Source organism: Pseudomonas kulmbachensis (genome assembly GCF_963681935.1).
Lineage (GTDB): Bacteria > Pseudomonadota > Gammaproteobacteria > Pseudomonadales > Pseudomonadaceae > Aquipseudomonas > Aquipseudomonas kulmbachensis.
In genome coordinates this window covers 246,788-264,808 of record NZ_OY817088.1, presented here as the reverse complement: position 1 = coordinate 264,808, position 18,021 = coordinate 246,788, and the positions used below count along the sequence as shown (strand labels likewise).

Genomic DNA, 18,021 nt, shown 5'->3' with positions numbered 1-18,021 from the left:
TGAGCACTCATGGTGGCTGAAACAGGTAACATAATAACGTCTCTCTCAAAAATCGTCGCCGCCCATGCCTATAACACCGCTTGCCAGTCGTCCACATGACCATTCTCATTGTGTCCACAGTGCGCTTACTGAGGCAGATGTCCTGTGCGCACAAAAGGGCCTGCGCCTGACCGCATTGCGTCGACGAGTGCTGGAGCTGGTGTGGCAGAGCCACAAGCCGCTGGGCGCCTACGACATCCTGGCGGTACTCAGCGAGCAGGATGGGCGCCGCGCTGCGCCGCCGACCGTTTATCGGGCATTGGACTTCCTGTTAGATAACGGCCTTGTACACCGCATTTCGTCGCTCAATGCCTTTGTCGGCTGCAGCCACCCCGAACATCCGCATCAAGGCCAATTCCTGATTTGCCGCAGCTGCCATGCGGCCATTGAACTTGAACAAAAAACCATCAGTGACGCGATTATCCAGAGCGCGCGCGATGTCGGCTTTACTGTCGAAGGCCAGACCGTCGAAGTGGTTGGTTTGTGTTCGGGTTGCCGGGAGGCCTGATGAGCGCTGCACTGATTCGCCTGCAACACGTGACCGTGACCTATGCCGGGCAAAACGTACTCGACAACATTGAGCTGAGCGTTGAGCCGGGCCAGATCGTGACCCTGATCGGCCCCAACGGCGCGGGTAAAACCACGCTGGTCAAGGCCGTGCTCGGCCTGCTCAAACCCACCAGCGGCAGTGTTTGGCGCAAACCAAAGCTGCGCGTCGGGTATATGCCGCAAAAACTGCACGTCGATCCTACATTGCCACTGTCCGTACTGCGTTTTTTGCGCCTGGTGCCGGGGGTGGATCGCGCTCAGGCACTGGCCGCACTCAAAGAGGTTGGGGCCGAAAAGGTCATCGACAGTCCGGTACAGAGCGTTTCAGGCGGTGAAATGCAACGCGTGCTGCTGGCCCGTGCCCTGTTGCGCAAGCCCGAACTGCTGGTGCTCGACGAACCGGTACAAGGCGTGGACGTAGCGGGCCAATCAGAGTTGTACGCCCTGATCACCCGCCTGCGCGACCGTCACGGCTGCGGCGTGCTGATGGTCTCGCACGATCTGCATCTGGTCATGAGCACCACCGATCAGGTGGTGTGCCTCAACCGCCACGTCTGCTGCTCGGGTCATCCGGAGCAGGTAAGCGGCGACCCGGCCTTTGTTGAGCTGTTTGGCAAAAACGCGCAAAGCCTGGCGATTTATCACCACCATCACGACCACGCCCATGATTTACATGGCTCGGTGGTCAGCGAAGGCACCCCGGCGGCATCCGCCCACGTTCATGGAGAAGGCTGCAAGCATGGCTGATTTTCTGCTTTACGCCCTGCTGGCAGGCCTGGCTTTGGCACTTGTTGCAGGCCCTCTGGGTTCATTCGTGGTGTGGCGGCGCATGGCTTATTTCGGCGACACGCTGTCACACGCGGCCCTGCTGGGCGTGGCAATGGGCTTCTTGCTGGATATCAGCCCGACCATTGCCGTGACCGTGGGATGCCTGTTGCTAGCGGTGCTGCTAGTCACGCTTCAACAGCGCCAATCGCTTGCTTCCGACACACTGCTCGGAATTCTCGCACCCAGCACCTTGTCCCTCGGGCTGGTCGTACTAAGCTTCATGCATGAAGTTAGGATCGATCTGATGGCATATCTGTTTGGTGACCTACTGGCCATCAGCCCAACCGATCTGATGTGGATTCTGGGCGGCAGCGCTGCCGTGCTGACCTTGCTGGTTGCGCTGTGGCGCCCGTTACTGGCAATCACTGTGCATGAAGAATTGGCGATGGTTGAAGGCTTGCCCGTCGCAGCATTACGCTTGACCCTGATGCTGCTTATTGCAGTGGTGATTGCCGTGGCGATGAAAATCGTCGGCGTACTGCTGATCACTTCCTTGCTGATTATTCCGGCAGCAGCAGCTCAACGTCATGCCCGTTCTCCGGAGCAAATGGCACTGGGTGCCAGCGCCCTTGGAGTACTGGCGGTATGTGGTGGCCTTGCACTGTCATGGTTCAAGGACACGCCAGCGGGACCATCGATTGTGGTGTGTGCCGCCGCACTGTTTTTGCTGAGTTTTGTTCTGCCCCGTCGAGGGGTGTAGACTTGCTTGTTTTTTGCGCACTTAGAGAGCCGCAGGAATGAAGCTGTTCAACTCCCGTTACTTGCTCCTGGCCGCATTTTCCTTGCTGCTGGGCGCCTGCCAAAGCACGCCGTCGGCCGACACTACTGCCGCCGACGCACGCGCTGTGGCCATCGCACAGCTGGAGAAAAACCTGGCCAGCAGCGAACTTGCGACTGCTGAGGACCAACTGAGCGCCTTGCAGGCCCAAACGCCGGACGATCCACAACTGGTGCAGTACCAGCGCCAGCTGGCCGAAGCCTACTTGCAGCGCAGCCAGATCGTTCTGCAAAAAGGTGATGTCAACGCCGCAGCCACTGCCCTGAGCCGTGCTCGAGCCCTGATGCCCAAGGCACCTGCACTGACTGGCGGCGTCAACAGCGCCATCACCCAGGCCCGTAAAGCCGAACTGGACAAGGCCGAAGCCGCGCTCAAGGCTGCCGAAGCCCGACCTGCGGCCAAGGTCATCGACCCGGCAGCCGAAAGTACTACCGTAGCGCTGAACATCGACGATATTGAAAAACTTCGCCATCAACTGGATTTGATCGCACAAGATATCGTCAATTACCAGTGTGCCGTCAGCTTGCAGGTTCCGCGTACGGCTGATTACCCCTGGCTGGCAACGCTGATCAGCAAGCGGGTTAAAAAGCTCGACCCCGGGTTTGACCTGAGCCTTGAGCGTCAGATCATTCGCCATGTGCCTGCGCAATTGGTGCTGACACCGCGCAAGCCTTGAAACAAAAAATCGCCGCCTGTGCCAACCCAGAGTTTTGTGCCCTTGCACAACACTGGCACACGCGGCGATTGGCATTTTCTGACCTCTGATTTCTTATTCCAAAATCAGAGGTTTGGCCATTAATAAATGCTAAGTCAAGCATATGCCGACACGATAAGATGCGTGCCCGGCTTACCGCTGAACTTCTATTTACGCGCCCACAAGGTTCGCTACGTGATTGAGTTTCATAACGTTCATAAAACTTACCGGGTTGCCGGTAAGGACATCCCCGCGTTGCACTCCACCAGCTTGCGTATCGAGAGCGGCCAGGTGTTCGGCCTGATCGGCCACTCCGGCGCGGGTAAAAGTACATTGCTGCGCCTGATCAACCGCCTCGAAACCCCGAGCGGCGGCCAGATCATCGTCGACAACGAAGACGTGACCGCGATGGATTCCAACGGCCTGCGCCGTTTCCGTCAGCAAGTCGGCATGATTTTCCAGCATTTCAACCTGCTGGCCTCCAAAACCGTGGCCGATAACGTAGCGATGCCGCTGACACTGGCCGGTGAATTGTCCCGCAGTGCCATCGACCAGCGCGTTGCCGAACTGCTTGAACGCGTAGGTTTGTCCGATCACGCCAAGAAATACCCGGCGCAACTCTCGGGCGGCCAAAAACAACGTGTGGGCATTGCCCGTGCCCTGGCCACCAAACCCAAGGTGTTGCTGTGCGACGAGGCCACCAGTGCCCTCGACCCACAAACCACCGCCTCGGTTTTGCAGTTGCTGGCAGAGATCAACCGCGAACTGAAACTGACCATTGTGCTGATCACCCACGAGATGGATGTGATCCGTCGCGTGTGTGACGTAGTGGCGGTGATGGATGCTGGCGTTATCGTCGAGCAAGGCCCGGTGGCCGAGGTGTTCCTGCACCCCAAGCACCCGACCACCCGGCGTTTTGTGCAAGAAGACGAGCAAATCGACGAGAGCGAGCAGCGCGACGATTTCGCCCACGTCCCTGGCCGCATCGTACGCCTGACCTTCCAGGGCGAAGCTACCTACGCACCCTTGCTGGGCACAATTGCCCGCGAAACGGGTGTGGACTACAGCATCCTGGCCGGTCGCATTGACCGCATCAAAGACACCCCTTATGGGCAACTGACCCTCGCCATCACCGGTGGCGACATGGAAGCGGCGTTTGCCCGCTTCATTGCCGCTGACGTTCATATGGAGGTGCTGCGCTAATGGAAACTTTCTTGGGCTTTTTCGCCAATATCGACTGGTACGAAATCTGGCTGGCCACCGGCGACACCATGGTCATGCTCAGCGGTTCCCTGCTGTTCACCGTGTTGCTTGGCCTGCCGCTGGGCATCCTGCTGTTTCTGTGCAGCCCACGCCAGTTGCTTGAACAAAAAAATCTGTATGCCGCGCTGTCGTTTGTGGTGAACATTCTGCGTTCGCTGCCGTTCATCATCCTGTTGGTCGTCATGATCCCCTTCACCGTGATGATTACCGGCACATCATTGGGTGTTGCAGGGGCTATCCCGCCGCTGGTGGTGGGCGCCACGCCATTCTTTGCACGCCTTGTTGAAACCGCCTTTCGTGAAGTGGATCGCGGCATCATCGAAGCCACCCAGGCAATGGGCGCCAATACGCGTCAAATTATTACCAACGCCTTGTTGCCAGAAGCGCGCCCCGGCATATTTGCAGCGATTACGGTGACCGCGATTACGCTGGTGGGCTACACCGCAATGGCGGGCGTGGTCGGCGCTGGCGGCCTGGGCGATTTGGCCATCCGGTTCGGCTACCAGCGTTTCCAACCGGACGTGATGATCGTCACAGTGGTGCTGTTGCTGATTCTGGTGCAAATTCTGCAGACCGTTGGCGACAGGCTGGTGGTGCACTTTTCCCGCAAGTAAGTGCGACCCGAGTTTATAAACGTAACCGCCAGCCCGCGGCTGGCAGATACCTGACCTCAGGTATTCACAAGGAGTTGCTGAATGAAGAAGTTATTTGCTGCTGTCGCAGCTGTTGCTGCGTTCTCGGCCCACGCTGGCGATCTGTCGGTAGCCGCATCCCCGGTGCCGCATGCCGAAATTCTGGAGTTCGTGAAACCTGCACTGGCCAAAGAGGGCGTCAACCTCAAGGTCAAGGTCTTCACCGACTACATCCAGCCCAACGTACAAGTCGCCGAAAAGCGTCTGGACGCCAACTTCTTCCAGCACCAGCCGTACCTGGATGAGTTCAACAAGGCCAAGGGCACCCACCTGGTCAGCGTTGCCGCTGTTCACCTGGAGCCGCTGGGCGCTTATTCGAGCAAGTACAAAAAGCTTGATGAGATCAAGGACGGCAGCACCGTCGTGATCCCCAATGACGCCACCAACGGCGGCCGCGCGTTGCTGCTGCTGGACAAGGCAGGCCTGATCAAGCTCAAGGACTCGAGCAACATCCTGTCCACGATCAAGGACATCACTGCCAACCCGAAAAACCTGAAGTTCCGCGAGCTGGAAGCAGCCACTATTCCGCGCGTGCTGACCCAGGTTGATCTGGCGCTGATCAACACCAACTATGCGCTGGAAGCCAAGCTGAACCCGGAAAAAGACGCACTGGTCATCGAAGGCAGCGACTCGCCTTACGTGAACATTCTGGTAGCTCGCCCGGACGATAAAGATTCGGCTGACATGCAAAAGCTGGTTGCAGCGCTGCACACCCCGGAAGTAAAAGCGTTCATTCTTGAGAAGTACAAAGGCGCCATCGTTCCGGCGTTCTAAGCCTGTTCTGTAGCAGCTGCCGAAGGAACGAGGCTGCGTTCGATTGCGAAGCGATCGTAAAATCAGAGTGCGTGGTTCAATTGAATGATCGCGTGTACTGATTTTACGACGGCTGCGCCGCCGGACGCAGCCTCGTTCCTTCGGCAACTGCTACAAAATCCAGCCCCCTTACTTCCTCTCAACCAACCCCGGCAACTGGGCAACCATCTTTGGTGTGCTAAACGGTGCGCGAATAAAACCTCGCTGAGTACCGTCCGGCCCGATCAACGCCAGGTTGCCGCTGTGATCCACCGTGTAATTCGGTTTACTGGTATCCGCCGGGATAAACGGGATGCTCACCGCGTTCGCCAACGTTTGCAGCTCATCGATAGAACCCGGCGTCAGACCCACAAACTGCGGATCGAAGTAGCCCAGGTATTGCTTGAGCTGTTGCGGGGTGTCGCGATTGGGGTCGACGCTGACCAGTACGATTTGCAGTTTGTCCTGCACCTCTTTAGGCAGCTCGCTTTTGATCTGGCGCAGTTGCGCCAAGGTGGTCGGGCAGATGTCCGGGCAGAAGGTGTAGCCAAAAAACAGCATGCTCCATTTGTCTTTCAGCTCGTTCATCACCACCGGCTGACCGTCCTGATTGGTCATCTTCAGGTCCGGCAACTGACGGCTTTGCGGCAGCAAAATAATTCCTGCATCAATCAGCGACGTGTTAACGCCCTGGCCTTTGCCCGACATCATTTTGTTAAACGTCAGGCCCATGACCAAAGCCACCAGCGCAACGAGGATATAGACGGTTTTTTGAGTTCTAGTCATAGGTTCAACATTAGATAGTGGTCGACAAGCAGCGCGATAAACAGCAAGAACAAGTAATAGATAGAGTACTTGAACGTGTTGATCGCCGCGTGCGGCTGGGTGCCACGGTACAGCACCCACGCCCAATGCAGAAAGCGTGCGCCCAACCCTAGCGCACAGGCCAGATAGAGCAAGCCGCTCATGTGAATCACAAACGGCAGCAGGCTGACCGCCAGCAATATCAAGGTGTACAGCAGGATATGCACCTTGGTGTAGTGCTCACCATGGGTTACCGGCAACATTGGAATATCCGCCTTGGCGTATTCCTCCTTGCGATGTATGGCCAGCGCCCAAAAATGCGGCGGGGTCCAGGCGAAGATAATCAACACCAGCAGCAAAGGCTCGGCAGTCACCTGCCCCGTCACCGCCACCCAGCCCAACAATGGCGGCGCCGCCCCGGCCAACCCGCCGATAACGATGTTTTGCGGCGTGGCCCGCTTCAGGAAGCCGGTGTAAATCACCGCATAGCCGAGCAGCGACGCCAGTGTCAGCCAGGCCGTCAGTGGGTTGGTAAACGCCAGTAACAAGCCCATGCCCGCCAATGCCAGCAACAAGGCGAATGCCAGCGCCGCAAGCGGCGACACTCGCCCCTGCGCCAGCGGCCGCTTCTGGGTGCGCGCCATGACCGCGTCAATACGCCGGTCCACCACATGGTTGACCGCCGCCGCGCCCCCCGCACACAGGCCGATGCCCAGATTGCCGAAGATCAGCACGGTCCAGGGCACTCCGGCGCGTGTTGCCAAAAACATGCCCACCAGTGAGGTAATTAGCATCAGTACCAGCACTTTGGGTTTGGTCAGCTCCAGATAATCGCGCCACAACGCCTGCTGCGGGCGTTCGCCAATCACGGTCGCCACGGCTGCTCTCCTTTAAGGCTGTAGGTCCAGCGGGCAAAGCGCGGGGCCCTGACCCTGACCAGCGCCGTTCGTGCGTGGTAATTGACCAGCACCAGCGTCAGCAACAGCGCAGCGCCCCCGGCGTTGTGTGCCACCGCCACCGCCAGCGGCAAGCCAAACAGTACGTTGCTAAGCCCTAGGCTGATTTGGGCCGCCAAGGCCACCAGCAGCAACCCGGCCAAGCGGGTCATGCCGACCTTGCGCAGCTGCCAGGCCAGGCCCAGCAATACCAGGGTCAGCAGCATCGCGCCGAGGCGGTGGGTGAGGTGAATTGCGGTGCGGGCTTCACTGTCCAGTTGCCCGCCCAGGTAGTTGGGACCAATGTGCTGAGTCAGATGAAAGCCATTGGCAAAATCAGCCTCGGGCCACCATTGCCCGTGACAGGTCGGCACATCGACACACGCCACCGCGGCATAGTTGGAGCTGACCCAGCCACCTAGCGCAATTTGCATGATCGCCAGCACCAGCCCAGCCGTAGCCCAACGCTGCAAGCGCCGCGGCACGGCCAGCGCAGGCAATACGCCGGACAGGCGCAGGGTCAGCAAAAACAGCAGGCTCAAGGTCGCAAAACCGCCGAGCAAATGCCCGGTAACCACTTGCGGCCACAGTTTGAGCGTCACCGTCCACATGCCAAAAGCCGCCTGGGCCAGCACCACCAGCAAGATAAACAGCGGCAGCTTGAGCGGCTGATCCGGCAGATGCCGTTGCGACCAGGCCCGTGCCGCCAGCAACACAATCAACAGGCCCAGGGTGCCGGCGAAATAGCGATGGGTCATTTCACTCCAACCCTTGTCGGCCTCTACCGGAGTATCCGGAAAGTGCAGTTCGGCATGGGCCAGTTGCGCCTCGGTCTGCGGCACGCTGATAAAACCATAGCAGCCAGGCCAATCCGGGCAGCCTAGCCCCGCGTGGGTCAGGCGGGTGTAGGCGCCGAGCAGCACCACCACCAACGCCAGCAAAGTGGCAAGCAACGCGAGGCGAAATCCAGCTTTGGCCATGACCGTGCCCTCTATCCGATATTGGACAGCTTCAGCAGATGGCGCAGGTCGTTGAGCACGTCCTTGCCAATAACCCCTGGGCCGTAGCGCAGCACCAGATTGCCGTGGGGGTCGACGATCCACAGTTGCGCCGCACCGTTGCCTTCTGCGCCCTGTGTATAAGTCGGCAAGTCCAGGCTGTAGCGCTGTAACTGCGGGTATTCGAGTTGCAGTTTGGCTCCATAGGCCGCGTCCACCGGCTGCGCGACCGCCAACCCGTGGGTCGCACGTGAGGCATCGCGGCCCAGGCCGATTTGCAGTTGGCGCGCCAGATACACCAACTGCTGGCAATCCGCAGCGCAACCTTGGGGCGCCGTCACCAGCAGTTGCCAGCGCTGCTCGTCGGACGCCACCCCAAGGGCGGCTAGGCTTTGCCCATTGCCTATGAGTTCGCCGTGATAGCTGCGACTCTCGGGCACCCAGAACTTGAGTTTGTACATGCCCGTGGCCAGCACCATCGGACCGACAGTGAGTAGCAAGATAAGGATCAACTGCAACCGCCCGCGCCGTCGTGTAGCCGGGGACGGGGTGCGCGCGGTATCAGGCGGATTGATGGCCGTTCCCATGGCGTTTCTCCTGAGCAGTGTGCCAACCGAGGTACAGATAAAGACCGAGCAACGCCAGCGCCATGGCGAACCATTGCACGGCATAGGCGGTGTGTTTTTCCGGGCCCATGCCCGTGGAAATCAGCGGCCAGTCGGCCTGATAGGCAGCGGGACCGGGAGCAATACGTACCTCATCGGCAAAGCCTTCGCGGCCCAGCTCGACCCACAACTTTGCAGGCATGACTGCCGTCACCAGCCGTGGCCAAGGCGCATCCAATGGATCAGCGCTCAGTTGAAAGGGCGCGCCCGGCGACTCGTAGACCCAGGCCTGAACATCCAGAATCTGTTCGGGGGTGCTGAACTGCGGCGGCGTGCGACGGCTCGGCCACGGCAGCCAGCCGCGATTGAGCAAAAGCCACTGGCCGCTGGCCTGATCCTGAAACGGCTGCAGCAATTCGACACCGACCTGGCCGTCACGTACCCGGTTATCCAGCAGCAGGCTGTGCTGCCCATCGAAATGCCCGCGCAGTTGCACCCGGCGAAAGGCCGGATCGTCAAGGTTGAGGAGTTGGCCAACTGTCACCGGCGCGGCCACCTGCCGTTCGGCGTAGCTCTGGAGCAGTACACGTTTTTGCTCGCCGCGGCCAAGCTGCCAGAAACCCAAAAACACTAATAACGGCAGCAACGCCAACACCACCAGGGTAGGCGCCATGCCGGGGCGAAAGCGCGTCATAGCACGTAAACAAACAAAAACAGGCCGAGCCACACCACGTCTACAAAGTGCCAATACCAGGTCGCGGCCTGAAACCCGAACTGGTGCTCAGCCGTAAAATGCCCGCGCACGATACGAATCAGCATGATCAGCAAAATCAGCGCGCCAATGGTCACGTGGGCACCGTGAAAACCGGTGAGCATAAAGAACGTAGCGCCGTAGATCCCGGAGCCCAGAGTCAGCCCCAGCTCCGTGTACGCATGGATATATTCCTCGGCCTGAAACCCTAAAAAGCCTGCACCCAGCAACACCGTCAGCCCCAACCAGAACTTCAGGGCCCCGCGATGGCCTTTGTTCAGTGCGTGGTGGGCGATGGTAAGGGTGACGCTGGAACTGACCAGTAACACCGTATTGAGCAACGGCAAACCCCACGGGCTGATGGTGCCCTTGGGCGGTGGATACAGGGCGGGGTCGGGGGTGTGCAGCAAGGGCCAGGCAAACTGAAAGTCGGGCCACAGCATGTGCGCCACCGCCTTGCTGCCTTCGCCGCCCAGCCACGGGCCAGCAAAGTGGCGGACATAAAACAGCGCACCAAAAAACGCGAGAAAGAACATCACCTCGGAAAAAATAAACCAGGTCATGCCCCAGCGAAACGAGCGATCCAGTTGCGTGCTGTAGAGCCCGGCACGGCTCTCCTTGATCACCGCGCCAAACCAGCCAAACATCATGTACGCCACGATCAGGGCGCCGATAAAAAAGATCAGCGGACCATGGGATTCAGGCCGCGCGGCCTTCAGATCGTTGAACCATGTCCCCAGGCCATACACCGTGACCAGCAGGCCCACCGAGGCAATGATCGGCCACTTGCTTTGCGCCGGGACGTAGTACTGATCATGAGTTGCCATGGGGCTTTCTCCTTATCGGGAAGGCTGGTCAGCGTCCTTGCCGGTAATAGCGGCAACGGGAGGATGGCGAGCAGTGATATCAAACAACGTGTAAGCCAGGGTCAGGTGTTTCACATCCTTGGGCATGGCCCGGTCGACGATAAAGCGCATCGGCATTTCGATCCGCTCACCCGGTTGCAGCACCTGTTGGGTAAAGCAAAAGCATTCGGTCTTGTGGAAATACTGCGCCGCCTCAGCGGGTGAAATGCTCGGCACCGCTTGCGCCGACATCGGGTGATCGGTGGGGTTGTAGGCCACAAAGATCATCTCGTTGACCGAGCCTGGATTGACCACCAATTGATCGCCCTTGGGGTAAAACTCCCAAACCATGTCTATGGCATTGGTGGACAAGAACTGCACCCGAACCTGACGACTCGGGTCGACCACCTGTTCTCCTTCGTACTGCCCGGCGGTCTTGCCGTTGATGCCAAAGGCTCTGCACATCACGTCGTAAATCGGCACCAGGGCAAAGCCAAAGGCAAACATCACCACCACCATCAGCAACAGGCGCAGGACCAGGCGTTTGATGGGTGTTGAGCTGCTCATAAGCGCCCTCCATACCTGTAGCCGCTGCCGCAGGCTGCGATCGACCGCGAAGCGGGCACAGGCGCTTTGTGTGAGCTGTTCACTTGATTTCCGGCGGTGTGGTGAAGGTGTGATACGGCGCGGGCGAGGGCACGCTCCATTCCAGACCTTCGGCACCGTCCCACGGTTTTGCCGGTGCTTTCGGACCGCCGCGAATGCATTTGATGACGATAAACAGGAACAAAAACTGCGTAGCGCCAAACATGAATCCACCAATCGACGACACCATGTTGAAGTCGGCAAATTGCAGGTTGTAGTCCGGAATCCGGCGCGGCATGCCCGCAAGACCCACAAAGTGCATCGGGAAAAAAGTCAGGTTCATGCCCACAAACGACAGCCAGAAATGCAGCTTGCCCAAGGTTTCGTCGTACATGTGGCCGGTCCATTTCGGCAGCCAGTAGTAGGTAGACGCGAAGATCCCGAAAATCGCCCCCGGCACCAGTACATAGTGGAAATGCGCCACCACAAAATAGGTGTCGTGATACTGGAAGTCCGCCGGGGCAATGGCCAGCATCAACCCGGAGAACCCGCCAATGGTGAACAGAATCACAAAGGCCACGGCGAACAGCATCGGCGTTTCAAAGGTCAGCGAGCCTTGCCACATGGTGCTGGCCCAGTTGAACACCTTGACCCCGGTCGGCACTGCAATCAGCAGCGTGGCGTACATAAAGAACAACTCGCCGACCAAGGGAATCCCGACCACAAACATATGGTGCGCCCACACGATAAACGACAGGAACGCGATACTGGCCGTGGCGTAGACCATCGAGGTGTAACCGAACAATGGCTTGCGCGAGAAGGTCGGAATGATCGCGCTGACGGCACCGAAGGCCGGCAGGATCATGATGTACACCTCGGGGTGGCCGAAGAACCAGAACACATGCTGGAACAGCACCGGGTCACCGCCCCCCGCCGCACTGAAAAAGCTGGTGCCGAAGTGAATATCCATCAACATCATGGTCACCACCCCGGCCAGCACCGGCATCACCGCGATCAGCAGAAACGCCGTGATCAGCCAGGTCCAGACAAACAGCGGCATTTTCATCAGAGTCATGCCGGGGGCACGCAAATTGAGAATGGTAGCGATCACGTTGATCGCCCCCATGATCGAACTGATACCCATCAAATGAATGGCAAAAATAAAGTAAGTCACGCTTTCGGGTGCATATGTCGTAGAAAGCGGCGCGTAGAAAGTCCAGCCGAAGTTCGGTCCGCCACCTGCGGTGAACAAGGTCGACACCAGCAGCAAGAATGCTCCGGGTAGCAGCCAAAAACTGAAGTTGTTCATCCTCGGCAAGGCCATGTCCGGCGCGCCGATCATCAGCGGGATCATCCAGTTGGCCAGGCCGACAAACGCCGGCATCACCGCGCCGAAGACCATGATCAGTCCATGCATGGTGGTCATCTGGTTGAAAAACGCCGGGGCCACGATCTGCAAGCCGGGCTGGAACAGTTCGGCGCGAATCACCATGGCGAACGAGCCGCCGAGCAGGAACATGCAGAAGCTGAACCACAGGTACAAGGTGCCGATGTCTTTGTGGTTGGTGGTCAATACCCAGCGCATCAGGCCTTTGGCCGGGCCATGTGCCTGACCGTCTGCATGCCCGTGGTCATCGATAACAGCACTCATGTCCTGACTCCTGCAAACAGCTGGACCAAGAAGCCAGCGGCACGTTGCCCCCGACCGTTGTGCGCGCACATTCCTGAGCGGCTCATTTGCCTTGCGCCTGTTTGAGCGCCAGTACGTCTTTTGGCGTCACCATGTCGCCCTTGTTATTGCCCCAGGCATTGCGCTCGTAAGTGACAACGGCGGCGATATCGACTTCCGACAATTGCTTGCCGAAAGCAGCCATGGCAGTCCCCGGTTTACCGAAGAACACACGGTGCAGGTGATCAGCGACAGGGCCGGTGGCAATCGGCGACCCCTTGAGGGCCGGGAACATCGGCGGCAGGCCCTGGCCTTCGGCCTGGTGACAGGCCACGCAGGCTGTGTGGTAGACCTTGTCGCCACGGGCCACCAGTTCGTCGAGGGTCCAGTCCTTGCTGGTCAACTCCTTGAGCTGCGCGGCCTGGGCCTTGCGCTCGGTCAGCCAGGCGTCGTAATCGGCGCGGGTTTTGACATCGACCACAATCGGCATAAACCCGTGGTCCTTGCCGCACAGCTCAGCGCACTGGCCACGATAAATGCCGGGCTTCTCGACGCGAGTCCAGGCCTCGTTGATAAAGCCCGGAATGGCGTCACGCTTTACTGCAAAGGCCGGCACCCACCAGGAGTGGATAACATCGGCCGAGGTCACCAAAAACCGCACTTTGGCGCCAATCGGCAATACCAGCGGCTCATCGACTTCAAGCAGGTAATGCTCGCCCTTGGGGGCCTGGTTATGAATTTGCTCGGCGGGAGTGGCCAGGTTGCTGAAGAACTCGACGTCCTGGCCCAGGTATTTGTAATGCCATTTCCACTGATAGCCGGTGACCTGGATATCCACATCCGATTCACTGCTGTCGTAGATATTGATCAGGGTTCTGGTCGCAGGCACGGCCATCGCGATCAGGATAATCAGGGGGATAACGGTCCAGAGAATTTCGACCGTGGTGCTCTCGTGGAACTTGGCCGCTTGCTGACCGGTTGAGCGCCGATGAACGATCATCGACCAGAACATGGCACCGAAGACGATGATGCCGATTACCACACAGATCCAGAAGATGGTCATGTGCAGATCGAATACCGCATGGCTGACTTCAGTCGCACCCGGCGTCATGTTCACGGTCCAGGCCGCTTGTGCCTGGCTGAACACTGACCACAACAGCAGGCCCATCCATAGGTGTGGATGTCGCATCGCGGTGTTCCCCTTTATTTTTCTTGTTATTGCGCCGGTCTGCATCTGTGTAACGGGCAGCGCTACAAGGGGGCGGTTTTAAAACCTGCGAACTCTTACCGCCGAGCCTCGTCTGCTCAAGCAGTCGGGCGTCATCAAAAAACGGTTACAAAAACGAGTATAGACACCGAGCCCAACCCCGCAATGCGAGGGGTGAAAACAATGAAATAAGGCCCATCGACAAATGGCACTCACTGCCCGGTCACAAAATGAATAACAATACTCACCCTGAAAAAAACCTCTCCTTGACTTGAGGAGGGCTACTTTTAAAGTACTTTCCTTAGCACCCCCCTCCCCTGGAGTTCCAATGAACACCGCCGCCATCCGCGTGCAGATCTCGCGTGCCCAAGAACATGAGGCCAAAACGGGCCTGCTCGCCAAGCACCTGGCTGCTCAACTGCCACACCTTCACACCGCCATTCAGTTACCTGAAGTCGACCGTAATGTAGTGATGACACGTTTCGTCAGCGCCTATATCGACCAGGTGCCCGATTTGCTCGATGCAGCCCATGAGGTCGCCCTCGAAGCCGGAATCGAGTCGCAAATCAAGCCGATACTGAAAATCGCCGAGCAGTTCTTTGCTCAGCCACTGCCGCTGCTCGCAGGCCACGAAGGGCTGGAAGGGTTGCTGGACGAGGCTTACCTGGCGCACAGGCTGGTTGAAGAGGTTAACGATCTCTACATCAAACACTTCCAGCAGCCGCTGATCCCGCTGGACATGACCGTGGCCAACCTGATTGCCCACCAGTTGATCGGCGAAGCGTTTGCCAACCAACTCGATGCGGCCGTGCATCACGCTGTTGACCAGATGCTCAACGACGAAAGCTTTGCCCTGGAGTCGGTCGAAGCCTATCGCGAGCGCCTGACCAGCCCGCAGACGGGCGCTGCCTGGAAGCGCTGGCCGTGCCTGTCCAAGCAATTGGGCGTGGGCCTGGCGCTGTAACAGTGGTTGCAGGAAGACTTCAGCTGTGGGAGCGAGCCTGCTCGCGAAGGCCATTCGCGAGCAGGCTCGCTCCCACAGTTCATGCTGTTTAAAACCGCGCCTTAGGCGTCGCGCTCGGGATCGGGCTGGTGCCGTCCAGCGGCAGGAAAGCCCCCTTGTCGGCGTCGTAAGCCTTGATCTCGCTGGTTTCGATGTCGTACACCCAGCCATGAATAAACAGATGCCCGTTGGCCATGCGTGACGCCACCGACGGGTGGGTGCGCAAGTGCTGCAATTGGGCAATCACGTTCTCTTCGGTCAGCACGTGCATGCTTTCGGCTTCATTGGCGCAATTGCAGTTGTCCTGCACCATGGTCTTGGCCACTTCTACATGGTGCAGCCAGGCTTTGACCGTCGGCATTTTTTTCAGGCTGGCGGGGTTAAGCACCGCACGCATCGCGCCACAATCGGAATGCCCGCAAATGATGATGTGTTGCACGCCAAGTGCCAGCACCGCGTACTCGATCGCCGTCGAAACGCCACCGTTCATCTGACCGTAAGGCGGTACAACATTGCCGACGTTACGCGTCACGAACAAATCACCCGGTGCACTCTGGGTGATCAACTCCGGCACGATGCGCGAATCGGCACAGGCGATAAACATCGCACGCGGGTTTTGCGCCGTGGCGAGTTTTTTGAAAAAGGCTTCTTGTTCAGGGAAGATTTCGTGATGAAAGTGCAAAAAACCATCAACGATATGGTGCAGTGCCGAGTCGGCACTTTCAGCAACTACCGAAGGCTGTGGTTTGGGCTTGTCAGTCATCGTTGTATCCCTGGGCAAAGTGGAGACGAATGTTACCTGAACTCATTTCCGGGTGAAAATACACAGCCGTTGTAGCCGCTGCCGAAGGCTGCGAAAAGGGCCGAAGGACCTTCAAAGTTAAGGGTTCGTTGCGCAACTCAGCGCTGCCAGCGCTTTGGCCGCCTCTTCCAACTCCAGCTCACTGAACACCTGAACGCCGGCACGGGTCAGCAACGCCGCAGTCACGCCCTGGCCCTCGACCTTGACGCCGCTAAAGCTGCCGTCATAGGTCAGCCGATTACCACAAGACGGGCTGTTGGCTTTGAGAATAGCAATCCGGATACCGTGCTGCTGCACCAGCTCCAGCGCCTGATGGGCTCCTGACACAAACGCCTCGGTCACGTCCTCACCGGTTGCGGTGATCACTGACGCCATACCGCCGAGCACTTCAACGCCTTGGCCGCCGGGTATCTCCGCCGCTGCACGGGGCGTGGGCAAGCCGCCCGCAACCTCCGGGCACAAGGCTATCACTCGGCCTTCGGCCTGCCATTGCGCCAACTGCGCGTACGGACCGCTGGCGCCGCCGTCGTAGCGCACACGATGGCCCAGCAGGCAGCGGCTGATCAACAGTTTGTGGGTCATACAAAAATCTCGGTAGCGCGACGGCGAAACCAGCCGGTCAGCGACAGACGGTCACGGGTGGCGGGCATCACTTCGTGAGGGATTTCACCCGAAAGAAACACCACCAGACAACCACCGATCGGCAGCACGTCATAGTCGACATTTCCGTCCAGGTACATGCGCAAATGTCCGCCGTGCTCGGGCAACCAGCCCTGATTGAGGTACACCACGGCCGACACCATGCGCCGGTCATCGTCGCGAAAACGGTCCAGGTGCCGCAGGTAAAAAGCCCCGGGCGGGTACAGTGCAAAGTGACTTTCAAAGTCCTCCAGGCCCAAAAAAAGCCTGCGATTCATGGCGATTCGCAGGCTTTCCATTAGCTCCAGATAACTGTCGCAGGCCAGAGCTTCTCCCGGCTCCAGCCATTGGATATGGTCCCCGCGGATACCCTCGCGGACCTCCTGCGTCAGACCGCGCCCAACCGCTGCCGGGGTCAATTCACCCTCAGCAGAACGTTTATGGCACTCAGCCGCCAGTTCGAGGGTCAAAGCCTCGGGCAGAAAAATATTTTGCTGTGACCATCCCTGCGCGTACAGGTCGTCGACGATGCGTAGCAACAGCGGGTGATCAGAGGGTATTTGCATGGCGCGCATAGTATCGAGCCGCCTCAGAATCTGACAGCTCCGTCTGGCTGGCAACGTCGAAATAATTGACCTGCGCATTTTAAGCCGATTAGAGAGATACGAATTCTCGACAAGTCCTACGCCACACCCGGACAATAGCGCCCTGCAGACAGGAGTCCCTCATGCGCCGTTTGTTTTTACTGTTGATGATGTTTTGTACGTTACCCGCATTGGCAGACAACCTTGATGATCTGTTTACGGTCGCTGGCTGGCCGCAACAACGCGCGCATTTCAATGACGCCCTCAGCGCCGCCCAACAACGCTATAGCAGCAATTTGCCGCCTGCCGTGTATCAGGCCCTGGTCAACAACAGCAACCAGCGTTTTGCGCCTGCTGCAATGGATCAGCGAGCCAAAGACCAGATGCGCAAACACCTGCCGGATCCTGATCCTGCGCTGAGCTTTTTTCAGTCGCCATTGGGCCGCAAAATTGTGGCCGCTGAACTGCTCGCCACCCGTCGCGATCAACTGGCCAAGCACGCCCAAGGCTTGCCACGTATGGAGGCCAGCGCCACCCGCCAGTTGCTGATTAATCATTTATCCCGCGCGCTACCCGCCCGTGAAGCAGGTGCGGAAGTCAGCCTGGCGATTGCCGGGGTAGCCGCTGACAGTTTGAGTTCGATGATCCCGGGACTGTTGGGCGGCGGCCAGGCGCAAGGCATGTTGAATGGCCAGCGCCAGCGGTTGATGGACCAGATCGCGGGCGAGCTGGATAACACTTTGCTCTACGTGTATCGCGATTTGTCTGACCCGGAGCTGGAAGAATTCGTCACCTTCGCCCAGTCACCTGAAGGCAAAACCTATTATCAAGCAGCCCTGGCCGCGATCCGCGCCGGGTTGGCGGTAGGCCAAAGCCTGTAGATACTCTGTTCCAGGTCAAGCCCCAGTGGGAGCGAGCCTGCTCGCGAATGATTTTCGCGAGCAGGCTCGCTCCCACGC

Annotated in this window: 21 protein-coding genes; 9 read left to right on the top strand and 12 right to left on the bottom strand. The window is 58.7% G+C overall.

Features of this window, described 5'->3' with window-relative positions; translation table 11 throughout:
* The first annotated feature begins 64 nt into the window (after positions 1–64).
* The 7 genes from U5A05_RS01350 (at position 65) to U5A05_RS01320 (ending at position 5,617) form a co-directional block, all read left to right on the top strand.
* The gene (locus tag U5A05_RS01350) at positions 65–547 is read left to right on the top strand and encodes a Fur family transcriptional regulator (RefSeq protein ID WP_261740498.1); all 483 of its coding nucleotides are present in this window, start codon (positions 65–67) and stop codon (positions 545–547) included.
* Positions 547–1,335 carry a zinc ABC transporter ATP-binding protein ZnuC gene (gene znuC / locus U5A05_RS01345; protein WP_321835323.1) on the top strand — a complete coding sequence of 263 codons (789 nt, stop codon included), beginning with the start codon at positions 547–549 and terminating at the stop codon, positions 1,333–1,335. The genes U5A05_RS01350 and znuC overlap by 1 nt, the downstream gene beginning before the upstream one ends.
* Positions 1,328–2,116, top strand: a complete 789-nt coding sequence (gene znuB / locus U5A05_RS01340; RefSeq protein WP_261740496.1) for a zinc ABC transporter permease subunit ZnuB — start codon at positions 1,328–1,330, stop codon at positions 2,114–2,116. Before znuC ends, znuB begins: the two co-directional genes overlap by 8 nt.
* A gap of 37 nt (positions 2,117–2,153) precedes the next feature.
* The gene (locus U5A05_RS01335) at positions 2,154–2,870 is read left to right on the top strand and encodes a PA5502 family lipoprotein (protein ID WP_261740495.1); all 717 of its coding nucleotides are present in this window, start codon (positions 2,154–2,156) and stop codon (positions 2,868–2,870) included.
* Between the two features lie 213 nt (positions 2,871–3,083).
* Positions 3,084–4,091: a methionine ABC transporter ATP-binding protein gene (locus U5A05_RS01330; RefSeq protein ID WP_261742532.1), complete on the top strand. Its 1,008-nt coding sequence runs from the start codon at positions 3,084–3,086 to the stop codon at positions 4,089–4,091.
* On the top strand, positions 4,091–4,765 hold the full coding sequence (locus U5A05_RS01325; protein WP_261740494.1) for a methionine ABC transporter permease: 675 nt from the start codon (positions 4,091–4,093) through the stop codon (positions 4,763–4,765). The genes U5A05_RS01330 and U5A05_RS01325 overlap by 1 nt, the downstream gene beginning before the upstream one ends.
* A gap of 81 nt (positions 4,766–4,846) precedes the next feature.
* Positions 4,847–5,617: a MetQ/NlpA family ABC transporter substrate-binding protein gene (locus tag U5A05_RS01320; protein ID WP_261740493.1), complete on the top strand. Its 771-nt coding sequence runs from the start codon at positions 4,847–4,849 to the stop codon at positions 5,615–5,617.
* A gap of 168 nt (positions 5,618–5,785) precedes the next feature.
* Here U5A05_RS01320 and U5A05_RS01315 read toward each other — a convergent pair whose 3' ends face one another.
* From U5A05_RS01315 to coxB, 9 genes are all read right to left on the bottom strand, one after another.
* Positions 5,786–6,421 carry an SCO family protein gene (locus tag U5A05_RS01315; RefSeq protein WP_321835321.1) on the bottom strand — a complete coding sequence of 212 codons (636 nt, stop codon included), beginning with the start codon at positions 6,419–6,421 and terminating at the stop codon, positions 5,786–5,788.
* Positions 6,418–7,317: a heme o synthase gene (cyoE, locus tag U5A05_RS01310; protein ID WP_321835320.1), complete on the bottom strand. Its 900-nt coding sequence runs from the start codon at positions 7,315–7,317 to the stop codon at positions 6,418–6,420. Before cyoE ends, U5A05_RS01315 begins: the two co-directional genes overlap by 4 nt.
* Positions 7,305–8,354: a COX15/CtaA family protein gene (locus U5A05_RS01305; RefSeq protein WP_261740490.1), complete on the bottom strand. Its 1,050-nt coding sequence runs from the start codon at positions 8,352–8,354 to the stop codon at positions 7,305–7,307. Before U5A05_RS01305 ends, cyoE begins: the two co-directional genes overlap by 13 nt.
* Positions 8,355–8,365: 11 nt before the next feature.
* Positions 8,366–8,959, bottom strand: a complete 594-nt coding sequence (locus tag U5A05_RS01300; RefSeq protein ID WP_261740489.1) for a hypothetical protein — start codon at positions 8,957–8,959, stop codon at positions 8,366–8,368.
* Entirely contained in the window at positions 8,934–9,671 is a 738-nt protein-coding gene (locus tag U5A05_RS01295; protein ID WP_321835319.1) for an SURF1 family protein, read from the bottom strand. The genes U5A05_RS01300 and U5A05_RS01295 overlap by 26 nt, the downstream gene beginning before the upstream one ends.
* Positions 9,668–10,555 (bottom strand): cytochrome c oxidase subunit 3, encoded by an 888-nt coding sequence (locus tag U5A05_RS01290; protein WP_261740487.1) that lies wholly within the window; start codon positions 10,553–10,555, stop codon positions 9,668–9,670. Before U5A05_RS01290 ends, U5A05_RS01295 begins: the two co-directional genes overlap by 4 nt.
* A 12-nt stretch (positions 10,556–10,567) precedes the next feature.
* Positions 10,568–11,140: a cytochrome c oxidase assembly protein gene (locus tag U5A05_RS01285; RefSeq protein ID WP_261740486.1), complete on the bottom strand. Its 573-nt coding sequence runs from the start codon at positions 11,138–11,140 to the stop codon at positions 10,568–10,570.
* Between the two features lie 79 nt (positions 11,141–11,219).
* Positions 11,220–12,809, bottom strand: coding sequence for a cytochrome c oxidase subunit I (gene ctaD, locus U5A05_RS01280; RefSeq protein ID WP_261740485.1), 1,590 nt, complete (start codon positions 12,807–12,809; stop codon positions 11,220–11,222).
* Positions 12,810–12,891: 82 nt separating this feature from the next.
* On the bottom strand, positions 12,892–14,016 hold the full coding sequence (gene coxB / locus U5A05_RS01275) for a cytochrome c oxidase subunit II (RefSeq protein ID WP_321835318.1): 1,125 nt from the start codon (positions 14,014–14,016) through the stop codon (positions 12,892–12,894).
* Between the two features lie 346 nt (positions 14,017–14,362).
* On the opposite strand from coxB, the gene U5A05_RS01270 reads away from it, so the two are divergent.
* Complete coding sequence (locus U5A05_RS01270; RefSeq protein WP_321835316.1) at positions 14,363–14,998, top strand: hypothetical protein; 636 nt, start codon at positions 14,363–14,365, stop codon at positions 14,996–14,998.
* An 88-nt stretch (positions 14,999–15,086) separates the two neighbouring features.
* Here U5A05_RS01270 and U5A05_RS01265 read toward each other — a convergent pair whose 3' ends face one another.
* From U5A05_RS01265 to U5A05_RS01255, 3 genes are all read right to left on the bottom strand, one after another.
* The gene (locus U5A05_RS01265; protein WP_261740482.1) at positions 15,087–15,800 is read right to left on the bottom strand and encodes a carbonic anhydrase; all 714 of its coding nucleotides are present in this window, start codon (positions 15,798–15,800) and stop codon (positions 15,087–15,089) included.
* Positions 15,801–15,917: 117 nt separating this feature from the next.
* Positions 15,918–16,421 (bottom strand): 2-thiouracil desulfurase family protein, encoded by a 504-nt coding sequence (locus U5A05_RS01260; protein WP_261740481.1) that lies wholly within the window; start codon positions 16,419–16,421, stop codon positions 15,918–15,920.
* The gene (locus U5A05_RS01255; RefSeq protein WP_261740480.1) at positions 16,418–17,053 is read right to left on the bottom strand and encodes a 2OG-Fe(II) oxygenase; all 636 of its coding nucleotides are present in this window, start codon (positions 17,051–17,053) and stop codon (positions 16,418–16,420) included. Before U5A05_RS01255 ends, U5A05_RS01260 begins: the two co-directional genes overlap by 4 nt.
* A gap of 152 nt (positions 17,054–17,205) precedes the next feature.
* Between U5A05_RS01255 and U5A05_RS01250 the strand changes: the two genes are divergently transcribed.
* Complete coding sequence (locus U5A05_RS01250) at positions 17,206–17,943, top strand: DUF2059 domain-containing protein (protein WP_261740479.1); 738 nt, start codon at positions 17,206–17,208, stop codon at positions 17,941–17,943.
* Positions 17,944–18,021: the final 78 nt, after the last annotated feature.

What these genes read in the sequence shown, in the direction of transcription:
- U5A05_RS01350 (WP_261740498.1), top strand. Translation starts at nt 65, where the DNA reads ATGCCTATAACACCGCTTGCCAGTCGTCCACATGACCATTCTCATTGT.
- znuC (WP_321835323.1), top strand. Translation starts at nt 547, where the DNA reads ATGAGCGCTGCACTGATTCGCCTGCAACACGTGACCGTGACCTATGCC.
- znuB (WP_261740496.1), top strand. Translation starts at nt 1,328, where the DNA reads ATGGCTGATTTTCTGCTTTACGCCCTGCTGGCAGGCCTGGCTTTGGCA.
- U5A05_RS01335 (WP_261740495.1), top strand. Translation starts at nt 2,154, where the DNA reads ATGAAGCTGTTCAACTCCCGTTACTTGCTCCTGGCCGCATTTTCCTTG.
- U5A05_RS01325 (WP_261740494.1), top strand. Translation starts at nt 4,091, where the DNA reads ATGGAAACTTTCTTGGGCTTTTTCGCCAATATCGACTGGTACGAAATC.
- U5A05_RS01320 (WP_261740493.1), top strand. Translation starts at nt 4,847, where the DNA reads ATGAAGAAGTTATTTGCTGCTGTCGCAGCTGTTGCTGCGTTCTCGGCC.
- U5A05_RS01315 (WP_321835321.1), bottom strand. Translation starts at nt 6,421, where the DNA reads ATGACTAGAACTCAAAAAACCGTCTATATCCTCGTTGCGCTGGTGGCT.
- U5A05_RS01305 (WP_261740490.1), bottom strand. Translation starts at nt 8,354, where the DNA reads ATGGCCAAAGCTGGATTTCGCCTCGCGTTGCTTGCCACTTTGCTGGCG.
- U5A05_RS01300 (WP_261740489.1), bottom strand. Translation starts at nt 8,959, where the DNA reads ATGGGAACGGCCATCAATCCGCCTGATACCGCGCGCACCCCGTCCCCG.
- U5A05_RS01295 (WP_321835319.1), bottom strand. Translation starts at nt 9,671, where the DNA reads ATGACGCGCTTTCGCCCCGGCATGGCGCCTACCCTGGTGGTGTTGGCG.
- U5A05_RS01290 (WP_261740487.1), bottom strand. Translation starts at nt 10,555, where the DNA reads ATGGCAACTCATGATCAGTACTACGTCCCGGCGCAAAGCAAGTGGCCG.
- U5A05_RS01285 (WP_261740486.1), bottom strand. Translation starts at nt 11,140, where the DNA reads ATGAGCAGCTCAACACCCATCAAACGCCTGGTCCTGCGCCTGTTGCTG.
- ctaD (WP_261740485.1), bottom strand. Translation starts at nt 12,809, where the DNA reads ATGAGTGCTGTTATCGATGACCACGGGCATGCAGACGGTCAGGCACAT.
- coxB (WP_321835318.1), bottom strand. Translation starts at nt 14,016, where the DNA reads ATGCGACATCCACACCTATGGATGGGCCTGCTGTTGTGGTCAGTGTTC.
- U5A05_RS01270 (WP_321835316.1), top strand. Translation starts at nt 14,363, where the DNA reads ATGAACACCGCCGCCATCCGCGTGCAGATCTCGCGTGCCCAAGAACAT.
- U5A05_RS01265 (WP_261740482.1), bottom strand. Translation starts at nt 15,800, where the DNA reads ATGACTGACAAGCCCAAACCACAGCCTTCGGTAGTTGCTGAAAGTGCC.
- U5A05_RS01260 (WP_261740481.1), bottom strand. Translation starts at nt 16,421, where the DNA reads ATGACCCACAAACTGTTGATCAGCCGCTGCCTGCTGGGCCATCGTGTG.
- U5A05_RS01255 (WP_261740480.1), bottom strand. Translation starts at nt 17,053, where the DNA reads ATGCGCGCCATGCAAATACCCTCTGATCACCCGCTGTTGCTACGCATC.
- U5A05_RS01250 (WP_261740479.1), top strand. Translation starts at nt 17,206, where the DNA reads ATGCGCCGTTTGTTTTTACTGTTGATGATGTTTTGTACGTTACCCGCA.